Source organism: Sphingomonas sp. KR3-1 (assembly GCF_040049295.1).
Lineage (GTDB): Bacteria > Pseudomonadota > Alphaproteobacteria > Sphingomonadales > Sphingomonadaceae > Sphingomonas.
The window spans coordinates 604429-625084 of record NZ_JBDZDQ010000003.1 but is presented as its reverse complement, the minus strand read 5'-3'; the positions used below and the strand labels follow the sequence as shown (position 1 = coordinate 625084).

Sequence of the window (20656 nt, the reverse complement as noted above, 5' to 3'; positions counted from 1 at the left end):
TCCCGGGTTCGTCCACAAAAATAGTGCCCGGTTGCGTGATTCGCACGCTTCCGGCGCGCGTCCATTCACGTTAGGCGTTTTCTCCCATGGCGCGGTATATCTTCATCACCGGCGGCGTGGTCTCCTCGCTTGGCAAGGGTCTCATGGCAGCGAGCCTCGCGGCTCTGCTCCAGGCCCGTGGCTATCGGGTCCGCATCCGCAAGTTCGATCCCTATCTCAACGTCGATCCCGGCACGATGTCGCCGCACCAGCATGGTGAGGTCTACGTGACCGACGACGGCGCTGAGACCGATCTCGACCTGGGGCATTACGAGCGCTTCACCGGCGTCGCCTCGCGCCAGAGCGACAACATCACCTCGGGCCGGATCTACAAGACGATCATCGAGCGCGAGCGCCGCGGCGACTATCTCGGCGCCACCGTCCAGGTGATCCCGCACGTGACCGACGCGATCAAGGCCTTCGCCCAGGCGGATGTCGAGGACCTCGATTTCGTCCTGTGCGAGATCGGCGGCACCGTCGGCGACATCGAGTCGCTGCCCTTCGTCGAGGCGATTCGCCAGCTGCGCAACGATCTCGGCCGCGGCAACTCGGTCAGCGTCCACCTGACGCTGGTGCCGTACATCGCCGCCGCCGGCGAGCTGAAGACCAAGCCGACCCAGCACAGCGTCCGCGAGCTCGCCTCGCTCGGCGTCCATGCCGATGTCATCGTCTGCCGCAGCGAGAAGCCGCTGCCGGAGAGCGACCGCGCCAAGATCGCCCTGTTCTGCAACGTGCCCGCCTCCTCGGTCATCCCCGCGCTCGACGCGAAGACGATCTACGGCGTGCCGCTGCAATATCATGCCGAGGGGCTCGACATCGAAGTGCTGCGCGCCTTCGGCATCGATGCCGAGGGTTCGCCAGATCTCACCCGCTGGTCCGAGATCGTCGACCGCGTGCTCAATCCCGAGGGCGAAGTCACGATTGGCGTGGTCGGCAAGTACATGGGCGTGCCCGACGCCTACAAGTCGCTGACCGAGGCGCTCACCCATGGCGGCATCGCCAACCGGGTGAAGGTCAACATCCGCTGGCTCGACGCCGAGCTTTTCGAGCACGACAAGCAGGACGAGATCACCGCGGCGCTCGAGCCGCTGCACGGCATCCTCGTCCCCGGCGGCTTCGGCGAGCGCGGCAGCGAGGGCAAGATCGCCGGCGTTCGCTTCGCCCGCGAGCGCAACGTGCCGTTCTTCGGCATCTGCCTCGGCATGCAGATGGCCTGCATCGAAGGCGCGCGGGCAGGGGGCGTCGCCGACGCCTCGACCACCGAATTCGGGCCCACGCAGGAGCCGGTGGTCGGCATGATCACCGAATGGATGACCTCCGAGGGCTTGCAGAAGCGCGAGGCCGGCGGCGATCTCGGCGGCACGATGCGCCTCGGCGCCTATACCGCGAAGCTTGGCGGCAACTCCGTCGTCTCCTCGATCTACGGCAGCGACGAGATCAGCGAGCGCCACCGCCACCGCTACGAGGTCAACACCCACTACAAGCCGGTGCTCGAGCAGGGCGGGCTGGTCTTCTCGGGCATGTCCCCCGATGGCGCGCTCCCCGAGATCGTCGAGCGGCCCGACCATCCCTGGTTCGTCGGCGTGCAGTTCCACCCGGAGCTCAAGTCCAAGCCCTTCGAGCCCCACCCGCTCTTCGCCAGCTTCATCGAAGCGGCGGTGCGGCAGAGCCGGCTTGTGTAACTTCTTCTAACCCCTCCCTTTCAAGGGAGGGGCAAGGGGTGGCTCAGAAAAGGCCGGGCTCGATGCCCGGCCTTTTCTGTTGGTTTGCGCAGCGACGCGATGATGCGACGAAGAAGAATTTTCTCACGCGGAGACGCGGAGACGGAAGAGGCTGCGCACGTAGATGGTTCCTGCGCCGCGTCAGCGGCAGCCATTTCGGGAGCGTCGCGATGAAGGGCGCAGCTGGCACGGCGCGAGACATCTTCGCTTCTTCGCGTCTCCGCGTGAACCACTCTCTTCCTTCACTCCGCGCCGCGCAAACATTGCCCTCTGCCGATTCCACAGGCTAACGGCCGGGCAGGGGGGGACAACACCGCATGTCGGATTTCGAGTTCATCTTCGCGCTGTTCGGGCTGCTGCTCGGCCTGTCGATTACCGAGATACTCGCCGGTCTGGCCCGCGCGATCGAGGCGCGCCTGCTTCCCAACGCCGCGATCCGCATCGGCTGGCTCACCCCGCTACTCGGCGCCTTCGTGCTGCTCGACCTACTCTCCTTCTGGCAGGCCGCCTGGGTGGTGCGCGGTGCGGTGCTGGTCTCGGGCAAGGCGCTGATGGCCGTCACGCTTTTCGCCAGCGCCTATTATCTCGCCGCCCGGCTGGTCTTCCCGCGCGAGGCCGACGCGCAGCCCGATTTCGACGCGCATTTCTTCCGCGTCCGCCGTGTCGTGATCGGCATGCTGTTCGTGCTGCTGCTCAGCCAGCTCGCCTTCTACGCCAGCATCCCCGCGATCGCTCCGCACCTCGTCCGCCCGCTGGCGCTGGTCCTCACCCTGATCCTCGCCGCGCTGATGGCCGCGGCGATGCTCGTGCCAACCGAGCGCTGGGCGCGCGCGGTGATGCTCGCTCTGGTCGCCCGCTACGTGCTGGTGTATTTGCTCTAGGATTTCTTCGACACCCCGGCCCAAGGCCGGGGTGTCGGGGAAGGGGCCTAACCCTTCGCCGCCACTATCCCCCGGATCCGCGCCGCCACGTCCGCCGCCACCGGATTGTACACCATCAGGTTGAGCTCCGGGCGCCCCTCCACCGCGAAGGTCGAGAATTCCAGCTCGATCGTCCCCAGCTCGGGATGGCGCAGCCGTTTGACTCCGTCACCGGTATGGCCGACCACGTCGTTGCTCCGCCACAGCGCCTCGAACTCGGCGCTGGTCCGCGACAGCTCCTCGACCAGCGCGACGATCTCGTGCGACGCGCCGGCCCGCGTCACGTCCGCTCGAAAGGTCGCCACCACATAGCGCGCCACCTGCAGCCAGTCCTCCTGCGCCGCCTGCATCCGCGAATCGGAGAACATCCGCTTGAGGATGTTGCGCTCGCTCGCCGGCACCGCGCCATAGTCGGTCAGCGCCACCGCCGCGGCCGCGTTCCAGGCGACCACGTCCCAGGTCGCGGTGCGGATCATCGCCGGCACCGGCATCGCGTCGAGCACGCGCTGCAGCCGCGGCGAGATCCCCTCGTTGCCGCGATAGCGCGCTTCCGGCGGATGCCCGAAGGCGAGCATGTACATGTGCTCGCGCTCGGGCTCGGTGAGCATCAGCCCCGCTGCGATCCGGTCGAGCACATCGGCCGAGGGCGCGCCGCCGCGACCCTGCTCGAGCCAGGTATACCAGGTCGAACTGATGTTCGATCGCTGCGCCACTTCCTCGCGCCGCAGCCCCGGCGTGCGCCGCCGTCCGGCGCCGAAGCCGAAGCTCGCCGGGTCGAGCCGGGTGCGCCGGTCGCGCAGGAACTTGCCGAGGGGGGAAACGCTGTCTTCGGGCATAGCCTGTCAGTCGTTATACTAGGATAAGATCACTACTTTAACAGGAAGAGGGCAGGGGCCACAACCGCCTTCTGAACAACGGAGTATCCCCCATGCGTATCTTCCTCACCGGCGCCACCGGCTTCATCGGCTCCCGCATCGTCCCCGAGCTGATCGCGGCCGGGAACCAGGTCCTCGGCATGACCCGCTCGGACGCCGGCGCCGCCTCGCTCGCCGCGCAGGGCGCCGCGGCACACCACGCCACGCTCGAGGATCTCGCCAGCATCCGCGCCGGCGCCGAGCAGGCCGATGCGGTGATCCACACCGCCTTCGACCATGACTTCTCCAACTTCGTCGCCAATTGCGAGAAGGATGGCCGCGTCATCACTGCGCTGGGCGAGGTGCTGCAGGGATCGGACCGGCCGATCCTGATCACCTCGGGCACCGGCATGGGCACGCCCGGGCCGGGCCAGCCCGCCGACGAGGATGTCTTCAACCTCGATCATCCCAACCCGCGCTCGATCTCCGAGGTCACCGGCGCGAAGCTGCTCGATGCCGGCATCGACGTCCGCATCGTCCGCTTGCCCCAGGTCCATGACACGCACCGCCAGGGCCTGATCAGCCCGATGGTCGACATCGCCCGCGCCAAGGGCTTCGCCGCCTGGATCGGCGACGGCGCCAATCGCTGGCCGGCCGGCCCGGTCGATGCGGTCGCCAGGCTATACCAGCTCGCGCTCGACAAGGGCGAACGCGGCGCCCGCTATCATGCGGTGGCGGAGGAGGGCATTGCCGCCCGCACGATCGTCGAGACCGTCGCCGCCGGCCTCGGCCTGCCGGCCCGCTCGATCACCCCCGAGGAGGCGCCCGCCTATTTCGGCTGGCTCGGCATGCTCGCCGGCCTCGACATGCCCGCCTCCAGCGCCAAGACCCGCGCCCGGCTGGGCTGGGACCCCACCGGCCCGAGCCTGATCGAGGACCTGCGCAACATGGACTATTCGGCGATCTGAACGGTCCGATTACGGAAGTTGGCGCGGCCGGGGTTGCACCACTTCCGTCATCCCCGCGCAGGCGGGGATCCAGAGCCGCAGAGGACATCGCTTTGTTGCCCTGGATTCCCGCCTGCGCGGGGATGACGATAGCTAGTCCTCGCTCCGCCCCGCACCCTCCCGATCCCGCACATAATGATGCGCGAGCGGGAAGGGCGGCAGCCAGGCCTCGCGCCGCACCGTCCAATTCTCGTAGGTCGGTACGAACTGGTCCGGAGCGTCCAGTGCCCCCAGCATCACTTCGACCTCGTCGCCATGGCGGGCGAAGGTCGATGAGCCGCAGGCGGGGCAGAAATGGCGTCCCTGATAGGCGCGGGTCTCGCCGGTGATTGTCACCGCGCCCGCGGGGAAGATCGCCGCCGCGTAGAATGGTGCGCCGTGGTGCTTGCGGCAGTCCAGGCAGTGGCACAGCCCCACCCGCCAGGGTGCGCCCACCGCCTCGATCCGCACCGCGCCGCACAGGCACCCGCCGCTATGCCGTTCCATCCCGCATCTCCTCCGGACATTCCGGACGGGAAAGGATAGGCACCCGCCGGAAACCGGAAAACCCTTCAAACCGGCTTCGGGTTCGACTAGCGAACCCCCATGCGTATCCTGGTCGCGCTGCTCGCGCTCTTCCTCACCCCGCTGCTGATTGGCGCGGCCGCCCCGCAGGATCCCGGCACGATCCGCGTCCGCCTGGTCACCTCGGCGGGCAACATCGTCGTCGCGCTGGACGCCAGGCACGCGCCCAAGACGGTCGCCAATTTCATGGCCTATGTCGATGACGGCCGGCTGGAGAATACCGAGTTCTACCGCTCCGCCCGCCGCAAGGGCGCACCGAGCCAGGGCTTCGTCCAGGGCGGCATCGGCACCGATGCGCGGCGGATGCTGCCCTCGGTGCCGCTCGAATCGACCGAACAAACCGGACTCCACCACCTCGACGGCACGATCTCGATGGCGCACGGCCCCAACCCGGACGGCGCCAATTGCAACTTCTCGATCATGGTCGGCCCGAACCCCGGGCTCGATGCGCGCGGCCAGTTCCGCGGCTTCGCGGCGTTCGGCAAGGTGGTCTCGGGCATGGACGTGGTGAAGCGCATCCTCGCGCTTCCCACCGGCGGCGGCCGCGATGCGATGAAGGACCAGATGATCCTCCAGCCGGTCAAGATCCTCCGCGCCGAGCGCCTGGACGGCGTCGCCCGCCCGACCGGCCGCGTGAAGCCCTGGCTGATCGGGGTGCCCCAGTAACCGTCATCCCCGCGCGCAGGTCGTCATCCGGCGAAAGCCGGGATCTCGCGCGGCTCCTGTCCCGCGCCCCCGTCTGAGGCCGCGGCTTTCGCCGGGGTGACGATCTTCTTTCCTACACGCAAATGTTCCACTAATGTTCCTGCGTCCCGCAAGGGCCGCTCTTTGAACCGGTGAAGCAGCAGTGTGGACGTTGAACGTCCGAAGTGTCCGCTCGTGCACCCCTTCCGCTCTCCCACGAGCGTACGGAAGGGCAGCGCAGAAACGCCTCCAGGGCCTATACTCAGTATACATCCGCGTCCGAAGTGTCCGGAACGCGCGCCCAAAAGCAAAGGGCGCCTGAACCGTGGTTCAAGCGCCCCCCGCTGCGGCATCCAAAGGGAGGAAGGTGCCGCGAGCCGTGGTGGGTTCGGGTCAGGCCGCGTCGGCCTCGCGATGCGGGATCGTGCTCGGCTGCGCGCCGGCGTTCACCGCGATCTTCTTGGGCTTCATCGCCTCGGGCACTTCGCGGACCAGCTCGATCACGAGCAGCCCGTCGGCCAGGTCGGCATTCTCAACGCGGACGAAATCGGCCAGCTCGAAGCGGCGCTCGAAGCTGCGGGTGGCGATGCCCAGGTGCAGGTACGCGCCCTGGTTGTTCTCGTTCTCCTCGCGCTTCTTGCCGGCGACCAGCAGCAGGTTCTGCTGCGCGGTGATGTCGATCTCGTCGGCCTTGAAGCCGGCGACGGCGATCGTGATCCGGTAGCGGTCCTCGGCGACGCGCTCGAGGTTGAACGGGGGGTAATTCTCCGATGCCTGCTGGCGGGCACTGGCCTCGAGCAGGTCGAACAGCCGGTCGAACCCGATGGTCGAGCGGCGGAAGGGAGTGAAATCGAACTGGCGCATATCAAGACCTCCACAGGAAGCGAATTGACGGATTCCCCGGCGTCCGGACGGGCCCGCAACGCCGGCTCGCGGCCCATGTACGGCGCCGCGCCTGATGTAGATCGTGTTGGATTTTCCCCCTTTCAAGTGCGCCCAGGCGAGGCTCCGGCGCGCCGGTCAACGCCAGCTAGGCATGGCTAAACATCTCCTTCCTCGCTAATACCTACTAATCCAGTGGAGATTTAGCGCGACATCGCAAAGGGGACGATGATGAGCCTTGTTTCGCTATCACTGCTGCTTCTCACCAGTACCGCGCCGGCGCCCGCCGCACCCGTTCACGACGCGCCCGTCGCGGCGGCCGACGACCAGCAAAAGGCCCAGCCGGCACCCGCCGCGCAGGACGGCCCGGGCGAGATCGTCGTCACCGCCCGCCGCCGCGAGGAGCGGGCGCAGGACGTGCCGATCGCGATGTCGGTGATCGGCGGCTCGACGATCGAGAACAGCGGCAACACCAACCTCAACCGGCTCCAGACCCAGCTGCCCGCGGTGCAGTTCTACTCGAGCAACCCGCGCAATTCCGCCATTAATATCCGTGGCTTGGGCGCGCCGTTCGGCCTCACGAATGACGGCATCGAGCAGGGCGTCGGCTTCTATCTCGACCAGGTCTATATCGGCCGCATCGGCGCCTCGACGTTCGACTTCGTCGACGTCGAGCGGGTCGAGGTGCTGCGCGGCCCCCAGGGCACGCTCTACGGCAAGAACACCACCGCAGGCGCGATCAACATCACCACCCGGGCACCGAGCTTCACGCCCGAGTCCAAGATCGAGCTGAGCCTCGGCAACTACGACCTGATCTCGGCCAAGGCCTCGGTATCGGGGCCGCTCAGCGACAAGCTGGCGCTGCGCATCTCGAGCGCGGTCACCAGCCGGCGCGGCACCATCTACGACGTGCGCAGCGGCGAGGATCTCCACAAGCAGAGCACCAGCAGCTTCCGCGGCCAGCTGTTGTGGAAACCGAACGACGACATCGACATCACGCTGTCGGGCGACTGGAACCTGCAGAACCCGCTGTGCTGCGTGCAATATTATGCCCGGGTCGGCGCTACCCAGCGCCCGCTCGCCCGCCAATATGCAGTGCTGGCGACGGCGCTCGGCTATGCCCCGGCGAGCACCGATCCCTTCGATCGCCGCACCGATCTCGATGCCGACATCAACTCGCGCCAGGAGATTGGTGGCGCCGCGCTGGTCGCCAACTGGAACCTTGGCCCGGCAACGCTGACCTCGGTCAGCGCCTGGCGCTATTGGGACTGGCAGCCGAAGAACGACCGCGATTTCACCGGCCTGCCGATCACCACGGTTTCGCAGAACCCGTCGCAGCAGAAGCAGTTCAGCCAGGAGCTGCGCCTCAGCTCGAACGGCGACAATCGCCTCGCCTATACGCTCGGCGCCTTCTTCTTCCACCAGACGATCGATACCCAGGGCTCGCAGGTCCAGGGCGCGGCGGCGAGCCGTTGGCTGCTCTCGGGCGCCGATGCGCTCAACCCGAACGTGCTCAACGGGCTGACCTCGACCAACACGATCAACTTCGACAACACCAGCTTCGCGGTGTTCGGCAAGCTCAACTGGGAGCCGGCGGACGGCTTCCACATCCAGCCCGGCCTGCGGGTGAATTACGACAAGAAGTCAGGCTATTACGACTCGGTCGTCAGCATCCACAACGCGCAGTACAACTTCGTCGCGAGCGCCGATAACGTCGCGGCGCTGTTCGCCGCCACCTCGGGCGCGGCGCGGACGACCTTCCAGAACCAGATCAACACGCTGGCCCCGCAGCGCTACAGCCCGCGGTTCAGCGACTGGAACGTCTCGGGCGACCTCACCCTGTCGTACGACGTCTCGGGCGATGTTCACGCCTATGCCACCTATGCGCGCAGCTTCAAATCGGGCGGCATCAACCTTTCGGGCCTGCCGCTCAATTCGACCAGCACCGGCGTCGATCTCTCCACCCAGACGGTGAAGCCCGAGAAGGTCAACCATTTCGAGATCGGCCTGAAGACGCAGTTCCTCGGCCGCCGCCTGACCTTCAACACCGCCGGCTTCTGGACCGAGATCACCGATTACCAGGCAACGGTGAACAACAACGCGATCAACGTGATCCGCGGCTATCTCGCCAATGCCGGCAAGGTGCGGGTGCGCGGCTTCGAGTGGGACGCGTCGTTCCGCCCGAGCAAGCAGGCCAACCTCTATTTCAACGGCGCCTATACCGACGCGAAATATATCGACTTCAAGAACGCCCCGTGCCCGCCCGAGTTGAGCGGCGGCACCGCCACCGCGCCAGGGGGCGTCACCGATCCCGCTGGCACGCCGGGCGGTCGCAGCCCGGCCTATTGCGACATTTCGGGCCAGGTGCTGCCGGGCATCTCGAAATGGTCGTTGAGCTGGGGCGGGGAGGTGCGCCAGCCGGTCGGCGACGGCAGCGTCTACCTGGCCTATGACGGCAGTTGGCGCTCGAAATTCTCGTCCAACCCGTCGCCCTCGGCCTATACCTGGATCGACGCCTATTCGCTGTCGAACGTCCGCCTCGGCTGGCGACGCGCGGACCTCAACATCTATGGCTGGGTCCGCAACGTGTTCGACAAGCATTATTTCGAGCTGCTCTCGGTCCAGTCGGGCAGCACCGGGCTGATCGTCGGCCAGCCGGGCGATCCTCGGACCTACGGACTGACGATCAGCAAGAGCTTCTGAGCTTCACGGTCTGACCTCCTGCCATGGCCGGGGGAGGTTAGGGGAAGGGAGGCGGCGCCCGCACCGCCTCCCTTCTTTTTACGTGGCCCGCCTGCTATTGCAGCGCGCCCTTGTCGAAGGTGACGATCGCCATCGCGCCGCCTACCGCATAGCCGCTGGCGAGCGGTGCGATCGAGATGCGCGCGCCGATCTCCTCCGCGCCGCCGGACAGCAAGCGCGCCTCGAACGCCTCGGCGCCGGCGCGGCCGCTCAGCACCCTTTCGATCGCCTCGCGCGCAATGGTACGGTCGTGCACCGCGAGCAGATCGACGAAGCGCAGGCCGAGGATGCGCTCGCGCGTCAGCCCCACCCGGGCCGCGAATTCGGGCTCGACCGCCGTCACGGTCCCACGCACGGTGAGCCGCAGCACTTCGATCCGGCCATGCGCCTGGCGTGCCTTCTCCAGCGCGGCCTGCTCGGCGAGCCGGGCTTCCTCGTCGCCGTCATAGCTGACCCGCAGCAGCAGCGCGACGCCGTCCACCCAGGGAAAGGCGCGCACCCGCAGCCGCGTTCCGGTCTCTTCGCCAAGCAGCAGGTCGAACTGCGCCTGCTCGCCGGTGCGCAACACATGGCGCAGGCTGGCGAGCATCGTGACGTGGGTGGCGCTGGGCAGCACATCGGCGATCGTCTTGCCGATCAGCGTCGCCGCCGCGCGCCCGAGGATCAGCGCCGCGGCGCTCGATGAGTCGGTGATCCGGAGCTCGGGGTCGGTGATGAGCAGGCCGCCGTCCATATGCTCGACCAAGAACTGATATTCGAGCTCTCGCCGCGCGCTCTCGCCCTCGCTGATCGAGCGCTCCGCATCCCAGTTCTCCGCCGCGAGCAGCACATAGCGCGGGCGGCCGTGATAGGTGATGGTGACGGGACCGTGCATGGCCCGATCCTGCCAATAGGCAAAATTCCGGGTAAGTTCAGCCGATGAAACCGTCTGTTCTGAGGAGCGCTGCATGGTCAAAATCCTCAATTCTATTTTGATTCATCGCCACGTTTTGGGTTCGGGGTAATAATCATTTGAATTCCGGAAATTGCTCAATTTCGAACGGAATCGAGCGATATCACGAGGTTGATGCAAATCAAGGGCAGCTTGATCGAGAATGGCGGCTTAAATCAATGACATCATCAAGGGGAGGGTGTTATGCACCGCGCCAGCGACGCCTCGCGTCGGCACGTGTTTCTTGTAAAATGCGCGAACATACTTGTGCTGGCTACGACGCGTCTGGGACATGGCCTCTGGCGAAGGCTGGCACGTGTTCGGATTTTTCCTGGCTGAGTGTCGCACTGAAAGCGGCCGAAAACGGCAAACGCCCGGACCGTTTCCGATCCGGGCGCCTGCGTGACGAATGCTCGTCAGCCCCCTTTGTCAGGCCCAGCCCACACACTCGTACTTGCCTACGAGCGGGGCTTGGAGCCTCCCCGAACCACGGCCTTTCGCCTGCGCTTCGACGAGGGTTTTGCTAGGCGCGAGAGCCGGGTTTGTCACTGGCATTACAAAGGGTAGGCGCAGATTGGTGTCACCCTGTGATGAATCGGCAACATAGCGGTTCCCAGTAGGAATTCGCCGCCATCTGGCCTAGATCGGACGCAGACCTGTCCCCTGGGCGAGTATCAAGACCCGCATGTTGTTGATTTCACGCTACGAGCGGATGATCGCCCGCCGTTATCTGCTGCCAGGGCGCAGCGAGGCGTTCATCGCCGTCGTCGCCGGGTTCAGCCTGGTCGCGGTCATGCTCGGCGTCGCGGCGCTGATCGTGGTGATGAGCGTCATGAACGGCTTCCGCGCCGAACTGTTCGACAAGATCACTGGGCTGAACGGCCATGCCGTGGTCCAGGGCTATGGCGGCCAGCTGCGCAACTGGCGCGAAGTGCTGGAAGAAGCGAAGAAGACGCCGGGGGTCACCAGCGCCACGCCGCTGATCGAGCAGCCGCTCTTTGCCACCTTCAATGGTCGCGCCGAGTTCATTCAGCTGCGTGGCATGCGGATGGAGGATATCCGCGACAACCAGACGCTGAAGGGCAAGGAAGTCGTCGGTTCGCTCTCCAGCCTGAAGCCGGGCGGCGAGCAGGTCGCGATCGGCTCGCGGCTGGCGGAGTCGCTCGGTGCCACGGTGGGCAGCGAGATCTCGATCTTCAATCCCGCAGGCGCCGCGACGCCCTTCGGCACGATGCCGCGCATCGTGAAGTACAAGGTCGCTGCGATCTTCGAGGTCGGCGTCTACGACTATGACAAGGTCTTCGCGATCATGCCGATTGAGGACGCGCAGACGCTGCTGCTGCTCGGTGACGGCGTGTCGATGATCGAGCTCGAGACCACCGATCCTGACAAGGTGTCGGACATCCTGCAGCCGCTCAACGAGAAGGTCAGCAGCGTCGGTCAGATCGTCGATTGGCGGATGATGAACTCCGAGTTGTTCGAAGCGCTGGCGGTCGATCGCACCGTCTCCTTCACCATCCTGTCGATCATCCTGGTAGTCGCGGCCTTCAACATCGTCTCCTCGCTGATCATGCTGGTGCGCGCCAAGACGCGTGACATCGCGGTGCTGCGCACGATGGGCGCGACGCGCGGCGGGCTGATGCGGATCTTCGTCACCGTGGGCACGATCATTGGCGCGCTGGGCGTCGCCGCGGGCGGCGTGCTCGGCTTCCTGTTCATCACGTTCCGCGAAGCGGTCGTGAAGTTCATCGGGCTGGTGACGGGGCAGAATATCTGGGATCCCTCGATGCGTTTCCTCACCGAGCTGCCCGCCAAGACCGATCCGCTCCAGACGATCGGCATCTGCGCGATGGCGCTGATCTTCTGCTTCCTCGCGACGCTCTATCCGGCCTGGAAGGCGGCGAGTACCGATCCCGTGCAGGTGCTGCGCTATGAGTAACCTCGAAGAGCGCGTTGTGAACGGCGCCGGGCCTGTCCTCCAGACCCGCGACCTCAAGCGCAGCTTCAGCCAGGGCGGCGAGACGATCGAGGTGCTGCGCGGGGTCAATCTCGATGTGCAGCCGGGCGAGATCGTCGCGCTGCTCGGCCCCTCCGGTTCGGGCAAGTCCACCCTGCTCCAGGCAGTGGGTCTGCTCGAAGGCGGGTTCGAGGGCTCGATCCTGATCGCCGGCAAGGAAGCCGCCCGGCTCGACAGCCCGGGCCGCACCGCGGTGCGCCGCGATCACCTGGGCTTCGTCTACCAGTTCCACCACCTGCTGCCGGACTTCAACGCGCTCGAGAATGTCGTGCTGCCGCAGATGATCCACGGATCGCTGCGCGCCGATGCCGACAGGCGCGCCGCCGAACTGCTCACGGCGCTCGGACTTGGCCACCGGCTGACACATCGGCCGAGCCAGCTCTCGGGCGGCGAGCAGCAGCGCGTTGCTGTTGCTCGTGCGCTCGCCAACAAGCCGGCCCTGGTGCTGGCCGACGAGCCGACCGGCAATCTCGACGAGCTGACCTCGGACAAGGTGCTCGCGGAGTTCCTTGGCCTGGTGCGTACCCAGGGCTCGTCCGCGCTGATCGCCACGCACAACGAGCGGCTCGCCGCGCGGATGGACCGGGTGGTGCGGCTGCACGACGGGCATCTGGAGTGAGCGCCTGGCGCGAGGTGCCGGTCCTCGCGGGCCGTCACGTCACGCTGCGCCCGATGGTTCGCGCGGATCGCGCGGGATTGCTCGCGGCCTTCGAGGGGCTCCACCAGCTCTTTCACACCACCGTGCCCGATGACACGAGCATCGATGCCTGGATGGACCGGATCGAGAGCGACGTGGCGGCGGGGCGGTCCTTGCCCTTCACCGTGCTTGACGCCACCGGGCGCATCTCGGGCGCCACGCGCTTCATGCGGATGAGCTCGCAGCATCGCCGGATCGAGATCGGCGGTACCCTCTATTTCCCGCGTGTCCAGCGCACCGGGCTCAACACCGAGGCCAAGTACATGCTGCTCCGCCACGCCTTCGAGGTGCTGGAGGTGAACTGCGTGCAGATCCGCACCGATTTCCTCAACCACGCCTCGCGCAAGGCGATCGAGCGGCTCGGCGCGCGGATGGACGGCGTGCTGCGCGGCCATCTGATCCTCAAGGGTCATCTGCGCGACAGCGTCGTCTATTCGATCCTCGCGCACGAATGGCCCGGTGTCCGCCGCAATATCGAGCTGCTGATGGCGCATTACGAAGGAGAGCCGGCATGACTGCGATCACCGATATTCCGGTCGCAAAGGCGGATGGCGAGACGACGACGCTCACCGAGCACGTCGGCGAGGTGCTGCTGATCGTCAACACCGCTTCAAAATGCGGCTTCACCCCGCAATATGCCGGCCTCGAGGCGCTGTACCGAAAGTACAAGGATCGCGGCTTCGCGGTGCTCGCCTTCCCCTGTAACCAGTTCGGCGCGCAGGAGCCGGGCGACGCCGCCGAGATCGCGAATTTCTGCACGCTCAGCTACGATGTGACCTTTCCGGTCTACGCCAAGATCGATGTGAATGGCGACAATGCCGCGCCGCTGTTCGAAGCGCTGAAAAAGGCGGCGCCGGGCGTGCTGGGATCCAAGGGGATCAAGTGGAACTTCACCAAGTTCCTGGTCGATCGCAGCGGCAACAAGGTCGAGCGCTTCGCGCCGACGACTAGCCCCGACGCGATCGGACCCAAGATCGAGAAGCTGCTGTAAGCCGCCCCGGTGCGGGGAGCAGCCGCACCGGCGCCGGTATCGGACGGGCAGGGCGACGCAACCCGTCGAAGATGCTCGCCATCACGAAGCGGCCGGTGAGGCCGAGCAGCATCGGCACGCCAGCCCGGCCCGGACGCGCGCGGCGTTGTCCGCTCTCCGGCGATGCGCGATGGCGGCGAGGGGCGGGGGCAAGCGTCATCCGCTCGGCTACCGCCGCGGCGCTGTCACCATGGTCGCGGCGGCGCCACATCACCTTGTGCCCGCTCGGGACTTCCTGCCAGTCCTCGGCGCCGATCGCGCGTAGCAGATCGTCGCCGCAGCGGACGCAGAGCGCGAACTCGGTCTCGCCGTTGCGATAATGGGTCGGCATTGCGGCATGGCCGAGAAGCCGGCAGCGCAGCGTGCCCATCAGCGGCGGACCGGGCGGGCGCGGCGCGAGCCGGCGCGGGGGGCGTGACGGTGCGTCACCTGCCAACTGGCGAGATCGCGGAAACGGCCATCGGTATGCGCCACGGCGAGCTGCGGATTCCAGATCTCGAAGCGGTCGCCCGCGCCAACGACCAGCGCGACGCTCTCGATTCTGCCGAGATGGCGCATCACGGCGGGGAGCAGCAGCCCGCGTTCGCTGCGCGGGGCGAGCTCGACGATGCCGAACAGCCGGCGCATCCGCTCCTGGTGCAGGCGCGCATCGCGCCCGGCATCCTCATCGGCCAGGCGCCAGCGCTCGGTGCGGGTGCGGATCTCGCTGAGATGCGATTTCGCATAGCCGACCAGGCACTGGTCGCGCTCATGCGTGGAAAGGAAGACGGGTTCGTCGGCGGAAGGGAGCCCCAATGCCCGGGCGGCGGTGTCCCCCAGCAGGACGTTGCCATCGGCATCGACTTCGCAAAGCGTGCACCCGAGATACAAGGAACTCATTTTACCCCTTCCAACGCAACGAGTTACTCGAACTGTCCACAAACTTATCCACAGGGTTAACGCACATCAACCAAAATATGCGGGATGAATGGTTTCTTTGACAGGATGAGGCGCGCGATCCGGCGTGCAGACGCGGTCCGTTAAATCAACATTCATCGCATAACCGCCATCCGCGACGGGGATCGGCTTGAATGGCGCGTGACGGGCAATTAGAGGTGCCCCGAAAGCCCCCCGCTCTTTCCCCGTTTATGGAGAGTTTCGCATGAACTTCGCTTCCAAGCTCGCGCTGGCCGCCGTGCTGTCGCTGGGCACCACTGCGCTTACCGTGGCACCTGCCGCCGCGCAGAAGAAGAAGGACGACAAGGCCGCTGCGCAGGATCCCAATCAGCTCAAGGTGAGCGATGAGTTCCGAAAGCCCGCCGCCGCCGCCGAGGCGGCCGTGAAGGCCAAGGACTGGGCAACCGCCGAGCCGCAGATCGTTGCCGCCGAAGCGGCTGCCAAGAACGACGACGAGAAGTTCTTCGCCGCGTCGCTGCGCTTCCAGCTCGAGCTGAACAAGGGCAACGAAGCCGGCCAGATCGGGCCGCTTCAGGTGCTCGCCGCCAGCCCGCGCACCAAGCCGGAAGCCGTCGGGCCTTATAATGCGCGCTTGAACTTCCTGATGGGCAAGAATGCCAACGCCGCGAAGAAGTATCCCGAGGTCATCACCTACATGACCAAGGCGCGTGAGCTCGGCGAGAAGAACGTCGATATCTCGCTGATGATGGCCAATGCCTATGCCGCGACGGGCAAGAATGTCGAGGCTGCCGCCGAGGCGCGCAACTCGATCGAGTTCGTCAAGGCGATGGGCCAGAAGGCGCCGGAAGCCTGGTATCAGTTCGCCATCCCGAAGGTGACCGCGTCGGGCAACCGCGAGGCGGCCTATGACTGGCTCGCTTATTACCTGAAGGACTATCCAACGGTGAAGAACTGGCGCTGGGCGATCGAAGTGCTCGGCCAGGGTGCGAAGGGCACCGATCGCGCCGCGAAGATCGAGCGCATCGACCTGTATCGCCTGCGCCGCATCACCAACTCGCTGGCCGATCGTGGCGATTATTCGGACTATGCCTACACTGCCCAGTCCTCGGGCCTGCCCTGGGAAGCGATCTCGGCAATCGACGAGGGTCGCAAGAGCGGCAAGCTCCCGACCACCGATGCGGACGCCAACCGCACCTACGCCGCGGCCCAGGCCGGCGTGAAGAGCAGCCCGTCGCTCGACGCGCTCGCCAAGCAGGGCGGCGCGGGCAATGCCGATGCACTGCTGGCCGCTGGCGACAATGAAAACGCGCTCAAGCTCTATGACGCGGCGCTCGCCAAGGGCGGCGACGCCAATGAGATCAACCTGCACCGCGGCATTGCGCTCCAGCGCCTTGGCCGCAAGGACGAAGCGAAGACGGCGTTCCAGGCGGTGAAGACCGGCCCGTACGTCAATGTTGCACTGCTCTGGCAGGTCTCGCTCGACACGCCGCCGCTCAGCTGAGCGCGGCCTCGGGCCTGAAAAAGAAAGGGGCGGCTTTCGGGCCGCCCCTTTCGTTTCCCGAGATACCGTGGGTCAGGCGACCGGCACGCCGGGCAATGCCTTGGACGTGCGGATGGTGAGTGATGTCTTCACATGCTCGACATTCGGCGCCGGCGTGAGGCGCGTCGTCAGGATGTGCTGGAAGCTCTGCAGGTCGGGCGCGACGATCTTCAGGATGAAATCGATCTCGCCGTTGAGCATGTGGCATTCGCGAACCTCGGGGATCTCGGCCATCATCTGCTCGAAGGCGCGGAGATCGGATTCGGCCTGGCTCTTCAGGCTGACCATCGCGAACACGGTGAGGTTGTAGCCGAGCGCAGCGGGATCGAGCGCGGCGTGATAGCCGGTGATCGCGCCTTGTTGCTCGAGCGCGCGCACGCGGCGCAGGCAAGGCGGCGCGGTCAATCCAACACGTTCGGCAAGCTCGACATTGGTCATGCGGCCATTATCCTGCAACAGGCCGAGGATCCGGACGTCGATGTCGTCGAATCGCATTTATGTTCCTTCTTTCTTTTGATTCGTTTCCGTGTGTTGCGTTTAGACATAATATTATTACGCCGCAACGCAATTGTCCCACAATGCGACGTGCCGAAATGGACGGTTCCGAACAGGCGTTTGGCGGGTTAAGGATTCGTTACGGCGCGCGTTGCAGCGTCGGGTAAAGGGTGGGCACGCGTTGCGCTTCGACGATACATTGGAGACCGTGCTCACCTCGGATCTGAGTACGCCTTACGGCGTCCAGTCCGCATGGCGACAGCTGGTCGACCTGATCGGGCGACGTCGCGCGGTTGCCGGCGCCCGGGCAATGGGCGTGCTCCGCTCGATCCGCGATTCCGTGCCGCTGCCAGTCCGTGCAGCCAGTGCCCGTGCGCTCGAATTTGCCGATCCGCCGCCGCCGCTCGTCCGCCTGTTCGCGCTCGATGAGCTTCAGGTCGCGCTGCCGGTTCTGCGCAGCGCGCGGATGAACTCCGCCGAATGGATCCAGCTGCTTCCCGAGCTTGCGCCAGCGGGCCGCGCGGTGTTGCGCAATCGCCGTGACCTGAGCCCGGTGGTACGCCGCGCGCTGGAAAGCTTCGGACGGATCGATTTCGTGCTGCCTGACGAGACAGTGAAGGAAGCCGTGCAGGCGATCGCGCCGGAAGCGGTGGCTGAGGAAGCCGTCGAGGCAGTCGCCATCGACTGGTCCGAAGTCGTCGCCGCGCATCCTGCCGAGGTTGCCGACGCCCCCGTCGAGATCGAACCGGAACCCGAACCGCAGGCGCTGCCGGAACCCGAGCCAGTTGCGGCGCAAGCGCCAGAACCCGAACCCGAACCCGTCGACGCTGAGCCGGGCGAGGCACCTATTCGCTATTGGAGCGCAACGCTGCCGGCGCGGCAGCCGACGCACGAGGCGAGCCTCTCGACGCTGCTCGCGCGGCTGCCCGAGCCGGGCGAACGCATCGCGCCCGCGCCTCTGGCAGATCCCCCGGCGGAAGCGCCTCCCGTCCCCATCGCTGCTGCGCAGGACGCAGAGGATCTCTCCTTCATCGCCCTCGCGGGCTTGGCGCCCTCGATTGCGCAAGCTAGTGAAGCGCCGCAAAATCCGATCCACCCGGTCCAATCCGGGACAGGCGAGTCACTCGTTTCCGCCGAAGCGATTGCACCGCCCGAACCCGCGGCGCAGGGTCCGGCGATGGATTACAGGGACGGCCTGGCTGCAGAAGTGCGGCAGATCGCGGCAGAAGCCGCGGGGGACGATGACGGCACTTTCGAGATCGCCGACGTCGTGGCCCGGATCGATGCGTTCTGGCGTCACCGCGAGGAAGCCGGGCCCGCCGAGCTGCCGGCGCCGCGCGTCGCCGACGAATTCCGCTTCGAGACCGATGCCAAGGGCATGATCCGCTGGGTCGACGGCGTCAGCCGCGCGCCGCTGGTCGGCGTTTCGCTCGACAGCCAGGCCGCGCCGGGCGTGCCGGACAGTTCGCGCGTCGATGGCATCGCCGCCGGCGCGTTCCGCCGCCGCGCCGGCTTCTCCAACGCCCGCTTGGCTGTGGAAGGCGAATCGGATGCCGCGGGCGACTGGCTGATCTCGGCGATTCCGGTCTTCGACCCGAGCAATGGCCGGTTCACCGGCTATCGCGGCACGGCGCGCCGCCCGCGCATCGACGAGCGCGCCGAACCGGTGCGCACCGCCACCGCGGCGATGCCCGCCGATTCGCTGCGCCAGCTCGTCCATGAGCTGCGCACGCCGACCAACGCGATCGCCGGCTTCGCCGAGATGATCGAGGCGCAGATGCTCGGCCCGGTCGGCGATGCCTATCGCGACCGCGCCCAGGTGATCCGCGCCCAGGCACGCGAGTTGCTCGGCGCGATCGACGATATCGACCTTGCCGCGCGGATCGACAGCGCTGCGCTCTCGCTGGTGCCCGGCCGGATCGCGTTGCGCCCGGTGCTCGCGATGATAGTCGACGATCTCGCGCCGCTCTCGGAGCTGCGTGGCTCGGTGATCGCGCTGCCGATCGCGGACCTCTCGGTCACCGGTGATCGCCGCGCGGTCGAGCGGCTGCTCGCGCGCCTGCTCGCCACGCTCGTCTCGGCGAGCGGGCAGGGCGAGCGGATCGGCGTGCACATGGCATCCGAAGGCACCGACCAGGTGGCGATCACGATCGATCGCCCGCAGGCGCTTGCCGACTATCCCGGCGATTCGGTGCTCGACATCGACGACGAGCATGAGGACGCGACGCTGCTCGGCACGGGCTTCGCGCTGCGCTTGGCGCGCAATCTCGCGCGCGAGCTGGGCGGCGCGCTGGTGATCGGGCGGGAAAGCTTGACTTTGCGGCTCCCGGCCGCCGTAAACGAGCAGGTGGGCCAGGCACATCTGAACTGAAGTGGGGAACGGGGCACCCGATCGCGATGCACGTCGCGGCGGCTACCGCGTGCCCGCGCCCGGTCCCGATTCCCTTGTCCGGTGGCCCGATACGTTCGGCACGCGCTTCACGGTCTTCGTCGACACCGAGGAAGAGTTCGACTGGAGCGCACCGCTCCGGGCGGATGCCGACGGCACCAGCCACATGGCCGCGCTGCCGCCGGTGCACGCGCGCTTCGCCGCGGCCGGCGTGCCGCTTACCTATCTCGTCGACTATCCGGTCGTGTCCTCGCCAAGCGCGGTCGAGATCCTGCGCGCGTTGATCGCGGATGGCCGCTCGGCGGTAGGCACGCAGCTCCATCCCTGGGTCAACCCGCCCTTCGAAGAGGAGGTGACCGGGTTCAACAGCTTCACCGCCAATCTTCCGCTCGAGCTGCAGCGGGCCAAGTTGGTCGCGCTGACCGAGCGGCTCACCCAGGCGTTCGGCAAGCGTCCGCTCGTCTACCGCGCCGGTCGCTATGGGATCGGGCCGGAGACGCCGGCGCTGCTCGCCGAACTGGGCTACCGGATCGATAGCTCGATGCGTTCGGGCTATTGCTATGCCGATGAGGGCGGCCCCGATTTCGTCGCGGTGCCCAATCACGCCTTCCGCCTCGGCCCGGTGGTCGAGATACCGTTCACCACCGTCTTCACCGGCCGGATGCGCAGCGGTGGCGCCGGGCTGCACCGCCGGCTGGGCCGCTTTCCCCGGGGCATCGGCATCGCCGCGCGGCTGGGCCTTTTGTCGCGCGTCTCGCTGACCCCCGAGGACATGCCGCTGCACGAAGCCAAGGAGGCGATCCGCGTCGCCGTCGGCGAGGGGCTGCGGCTGCTCAACTTCGCCTTCCATTCGCCCTCGGTCGAGCCCGGTCACACGCCCTATGTGCGCACTGCGGCGGACCTGGCGGCGTTCCTGCACTGGTGGGATGCGGTGCTGGCGCTGCTCGACCAGCTGGGCGTTCGCGCCGCTTCGGTGGACGAGATCGTCGCAGCGGCTTGCGGCCCGGCCTGACCTTCCGCTAGGGCCGGGTTGCTGGGGGCCTGTAGCTCAATTGGTTAGAGCTGGCCGCTCATAACGGCTAGGTTGCGGGTTCAAGTCCTGCCGGGCCCACCAGCAACACTTGTGTGTCCCACGCTTTGCGCCTAGGGCCGCAATCCGCGTCGGGGAGTGGCGCAGTCCGGTAGCGCGCCTGCTTTGGGAGCAGGATGTCGCAGGTTCGAATCCTGTCTCCCCGACCACTTTCCCA

The 20656-nt window shown here is 66.7% G+C and carries 19 protein-coding genes and 2 tRNA genes; 14 read left to right on the top strand and 7 right to left on the bottom strand.

Annotated features, from left to right (window positions below):
* Positions 1–86: 86 nt before the first annotated feature.
* Positions 87–1721, top strand: coding sequence for a CTP synthase (locus tag ABLE38_RS18930; RefSeq protein ID WP_348975790.1), 1635 nt, complete (start codon positions 87–89; stop codon positions 1719–1721).
* A gap of 356 nt (positions 1722–2077) precedes the next feature.
* Positions 2078–2641 carry a hypothetical protein gene (locus ABLE38_RS18925; RefSeq protein ID WP_348975789.1) on the top strand — a complete coding sequence of 188 codons (564 nt, stop codon included), beginning with the start codon at positions 2078–2080 and terminating at the stop codon, positions 2639–2641.
* Between the two features lie 47 nt (positions 2642–2688).
* Here ABLE38_RS18925 and ABLE38_RS18920 read toward each other — a convergent pair whose 3' ends face one another.
* Positions 2689–3516 (bottom strand): helix-turn-helix transcriptional regulator, encoded by an 828-nt coding sequence (locus ABLE38_RS18920; RefSeq protein ID WP_348975788.1) that lies wholly within the window; start codon positions 3514–3516, stop codon positions 2689–2691.
* 92 nt (positions 3517–3608) lie between these two features.
* Between ABLE38_RS18920 and ABLE38_RS18915 the strand changes: the two genes are divergently transcribed.
* The gene (locus ABLE38_RS18915; protein ID WP_348975787.1) at positions 3609–4502 is read left to right on the top strand and encodes an SDR family oxidoreductase; all 894 of its coding nucleotides are present in this window, start codon (positions 3609–3611) and stop codon (positions 4500–4502) included.
* A gap of 132 nt (positions 4503–4634) precedes the next feature.
* Here the strand turns inward: ABLE38_RS18915 and ABLE38_RS18910 are convergent, their stop codons facing one another.
* Complete coding sequence (locus ABLE38_RS18910) at positions 4635–5027, bottom strand: GFA family protein (RefSeq protein WP_348975786.1); 393 nt, start codon at positions 5025–5027, stop codon at positions 4635–4637.
* A 99-nt stretch (positions 5028–5126) separates the two neighbouring features.
* Between ABLE38_RS18910 and ABLE38_RS18905 the strand changes: the two genes are divergently transcribed.
* The gene (locus ABLE38_RS18905) at positions 5127–5771 is read left to right on the top strand and encodes a peptidylprolyl isomerase (protein ID WP_348975785.1); all 645 of its coding nucleotides are present in this window, start codon (positions 5127–5129) and stop codon (positions 5769–5771) included.
* Positions 5772–6182: 411 nt separating this feature from the next.
* On the opposite strand, the gene ABLE38_RS18900 is transcribed toward ABLE38_RS18905, so the two are convergent.
* On the bottom strand, positions 6183–6653 hold the full coding sequence (locus ABLE38_RS18900) for an Hsp20 family protein (protein WP_348975784.1): 471 nt from the start codon (positions 6651–6653) through the stop codon (positions 6183–6185).
* Positions 6654–6902: 249 nt separating this feature from the next.
* On the opposite strand from ABLE38_RS18900, the gene ABLE38_RS18895 reads away from it, so the two are divergent.
* Positions 6903–9374 (top strand): TonB-dependent receptor, encoded by a 2472-nt coding sequence (locus ABLE38_RS18895; RefSeq protein WP_348975783.1) that lies wholly within the window; start codon positions 6903–6905, stop codon positions 9372–9374.
* Positions 9375–9468: 94 nt separating this feature from the next.
* Here the strand turns inward: ABLE38_RS18895 and ABLE38_RS18890 are convergent, their stop codons facing one another.
* Positions 9469–10287 (bottom strand): PAS domain-containing protein, encoded by an 819-nt coding sequence (locus ABLE38_RS18890; protein ID WP_348975782.1) that lies wholly within the window; start codon positions 10285–10287, stop codon positions 9469–9471.
* A 745-nt stretch (positions 10288–11032) separates the two neighbouring features.
* Between ABLE38_RS18890 and ABLE38_RS18885 the strand changes: the two genes are divergently transcribed.
* From ABLE38_RS18885 to ABLE38_RS18870, 4 genes are read left to right on the top strand one after another with little or no spacing between them, the layout of a single operon-like run.
* A complete protein-coding gene (locus tag ABLE38_RS18885) occupies positions 11033–12283 on the top strand; it encodes a lipoprotein-releasing ABC transporter permease subunit (RefSeq protein WP_348975858.1) in 1251 nt (416 codons plus the stop codon).
* Positions 12276–12980: an ABC transporter ATP-binding protein gene (locus ABLE38_RS18880; protein ID WP_348975781.1), complete on the top strand. Its 705-nt coding sequence runs from the start codon at positions 12276–12278 to the stop codon at positions 12978–12980. Before ABLE38_RS18885 ends, ABLE38_RS18880 begins: the two co-directional genes overlap by 8 nt.
* On the top strand, positions 12977–13573 hold the full coding sequence (locus ABLE38_RS18875; RefSeq protein WP_348975780.1) for a GNAT family protein: 597 nt from the start codon (positions 12977–12979) through the stop codon (positions 13571–13573). Before ABLE38_RS18880 ends, ABLE38_RS18875 begins: the two co-directional genes overlap by 4 nt.
* Positions 13570–14049, top strand: coding sequence for a glutathione peroxidase (locus ABLE38_RS18870; RefSeq protein ID WP_348975779.1), 480 nt, complete (start codon positions 13570–13572; stop codon positions 14047–14049). The genes ABLE38_RS18875 and ABLE38_RS18870 overlap by 4 nt, the downstream gene beginning before the upstream one ends.
* Here the strand turns inward: ABLE38_RS18870 and ABLE38_RS18865 are convergent.
* Positions 14006–14524, bottom strand: a complete 519-nt coding sequence (locus ABLE38_RS18865) for a hypothetical protein (RefSeq protein WP_348975778.1) — start codon at positions 14522–14524, stop codon at positions 14006–14008. The genes ABLE38_RS18870 and ABLE38_RS18865 overlap by 44 nt on opposite strands.
* Positions 14458–14967, bottom strand: coding sequence for a hypothetical protein (locus tag ABLE38_RS18860; protein WP_348975777.1), 510 nt, complete (start codon positions 14965–14967; stop codon positions 14458–14460). The genes ABLE38_RS18865 and ABLE38_RS18860 overlap by 67 nt, the downstream gene beginning before the upstream one ends.
* A 262-nt stretch (positions 14968–15229) precedes the next feature.
* On the opposite strand from ABLE38_RS18860, the gene ABLE38_RS18855 reads away from it, so the two are divergent.
* On the top strand, positions 15230–16486 hold the full coding sequence (locus tag ABLE38_RS18855; protein ID WP_348975776.1) for a hypothetical protein: 1257 nt from the start codon (positions 15230–15232) through the stop codon (positions 16484–16486).
* A gap of 72 nt (positions 16487–16558) precedes the next feature.
* Here the strand turns inward: ABLE38_RS18855 and ABLE38_RS18850 are convergent, their stop codons facing one another.
* A complete protein-coding gene (locus ABLE38_RS18850; protein WP_116840822.1) occupies positions 16559–17020 on the bottom strand; it encodes an Lrp/AsnC family transcriptional regulator in 462 nt (153 codons plus the stop codon).
* 181 nt (positions 17021–17201) lie between these two features.
* Between ABLE38_RS18850 and ABLE38_RS18845 the strand changes: the two genes are divergently transcribed.
* The 4 genes from ABLE38_RS18845 to ABLE38_RS18830 all read left to right on the top strand — a co-directional run bounded on the left by ABLE38_RS18845 (position 17202) and on the right by ABLE38_RS18830 (position 20648).
* A complete protein-coding gene (locus ABLE38_RS18845; RefSeq protein ID WP_348975775.1) occupies positions 17202–19391 on the top strand; it encodes a histidine kinase dimerization/phospho-acceptor domain-containing protein in 2190 nt (729 codons plus the stop codon).
* Position 19392: 1 nt separating this feature from the next.
* A complete protein-coding gene (locus tag ABLE38_RS18840) occupies positions 19393–20421 on the top strand; it encodes a polysaccharide deacetylase family protein (protein WP_348975774.1) in 1029 nt (342 codons plus the stop codon).
* Between the two features lie 25 nt (positions 20422–20446).
* Positions 20447–20523, top strand: a tRNA-Ile gene (locus ABLE38_RS18835).
* 48 nt (positions 20524–20571) lie between these two features.
* Positions 20572–20648 (top strand) — tRNA-Pro (locus ABLE38_RS18830).
* The last annotated feature ends 8 nt before the right edge of the window (positions 20649–20656 follow it).

Coding starts and splice junctions, on each gene's coding strand:
- ABLE38_RS18855 (WP_348975776.1), top strand. CDS start 15,230: ATGAACTTCGCTTCCAAGCTCGCGCTGGCCGCCGTGCTGTCGCTGGGC.
- ABLE38_RS18920 (WP_348975788.1), bottom strand. CDS start 3,516: ATGCCCGAAGACAGCGTTTCCCCCCTCGGCAAGTTCCTGCGCGACCGG.
- ABLE38_RS18850 (WP_116840822.1), bottom strand. CDS start 17,020: ATGCGATTCGACGACATCGACGTCCGGATCCTCGGCCTGTTGCAGGAT.
- ABLE38_RS18905 (WP_348975785.1), top strand. CDS start 5,127: ATGCGTATCCTGGTCGCGCTGCTCGCGCTCTTCCTCACCCCGCTGCTG.
- ABLE38_RS18910 (WP_348975786.1), bottom strand. CDS start 5,027: ATGGAACGGCATAGCGGCGGGTGCCTGTGCGGCGCGGTGCGGATCGAG.
- ABLE38_RS18870 (WP_348975779.1), top strand. CDS start 13,570: ATGACTGCGATCACCGATATTCCGGTCGCAAAGGCGGATGGCGAGACG.
- ABLE38_RS18930 (WP_348975790.1), top strand. CDS start 87: ATGGCGCGGTATATCTTCATCACCGGCGGCGTGGTCTCCTCGCTTGGC.
- ABLE38_RS18860 (WP_348975777.1), bottom strand. CDS start 14,967: ATGAGTTCCTTGTATCTCGGGTGCACGCTTTGCGAAGTCGATGCCGAT.
- ABLE38_RS18895 (WP_348975783.1), top strand. CDS start 6,903: ATGAGCCTTGTTTCGCTATCACTGCTGCTTCTCACCAGTACCGCGCCG.
- ABLE38_RS18880 (WP_348975781.1), top strand. CDS start 12,276: ATGAGTAACCTCGAAGAGCGCGTTGTGAACGGCGCCGGGCCTGTCCTC.
- ABLE38_RS18925 (WP_348975789.1), top strand. CDS start 2,078: ATGTCGGATTTCGAGTTCATCTTCGCGCTGTTCGGGCTGCTGCTCGGC.
- ABLE38_RS18890 (WP_348975782.1), bottom strand. CDS start 10,287: ATGCACGGTCCCGTCACCATCACCTATCACGGCCGCCCGCGCTATGTG.
- ABLE38_RS18900 (WP_348975784.1), bottom strand. CDS start 6,653: ATGCGCCAGTTCGATTTCACTCCCTTCCGCCGCTCGACCATCGGGTTC.
- ABLE38_RS18915 (WP_348975787.1), top strand. CDS start 3,609: ATGCGTATCTTCCTCACCGGCGCCACCGGCTTCATCGGCTCCCGCATC.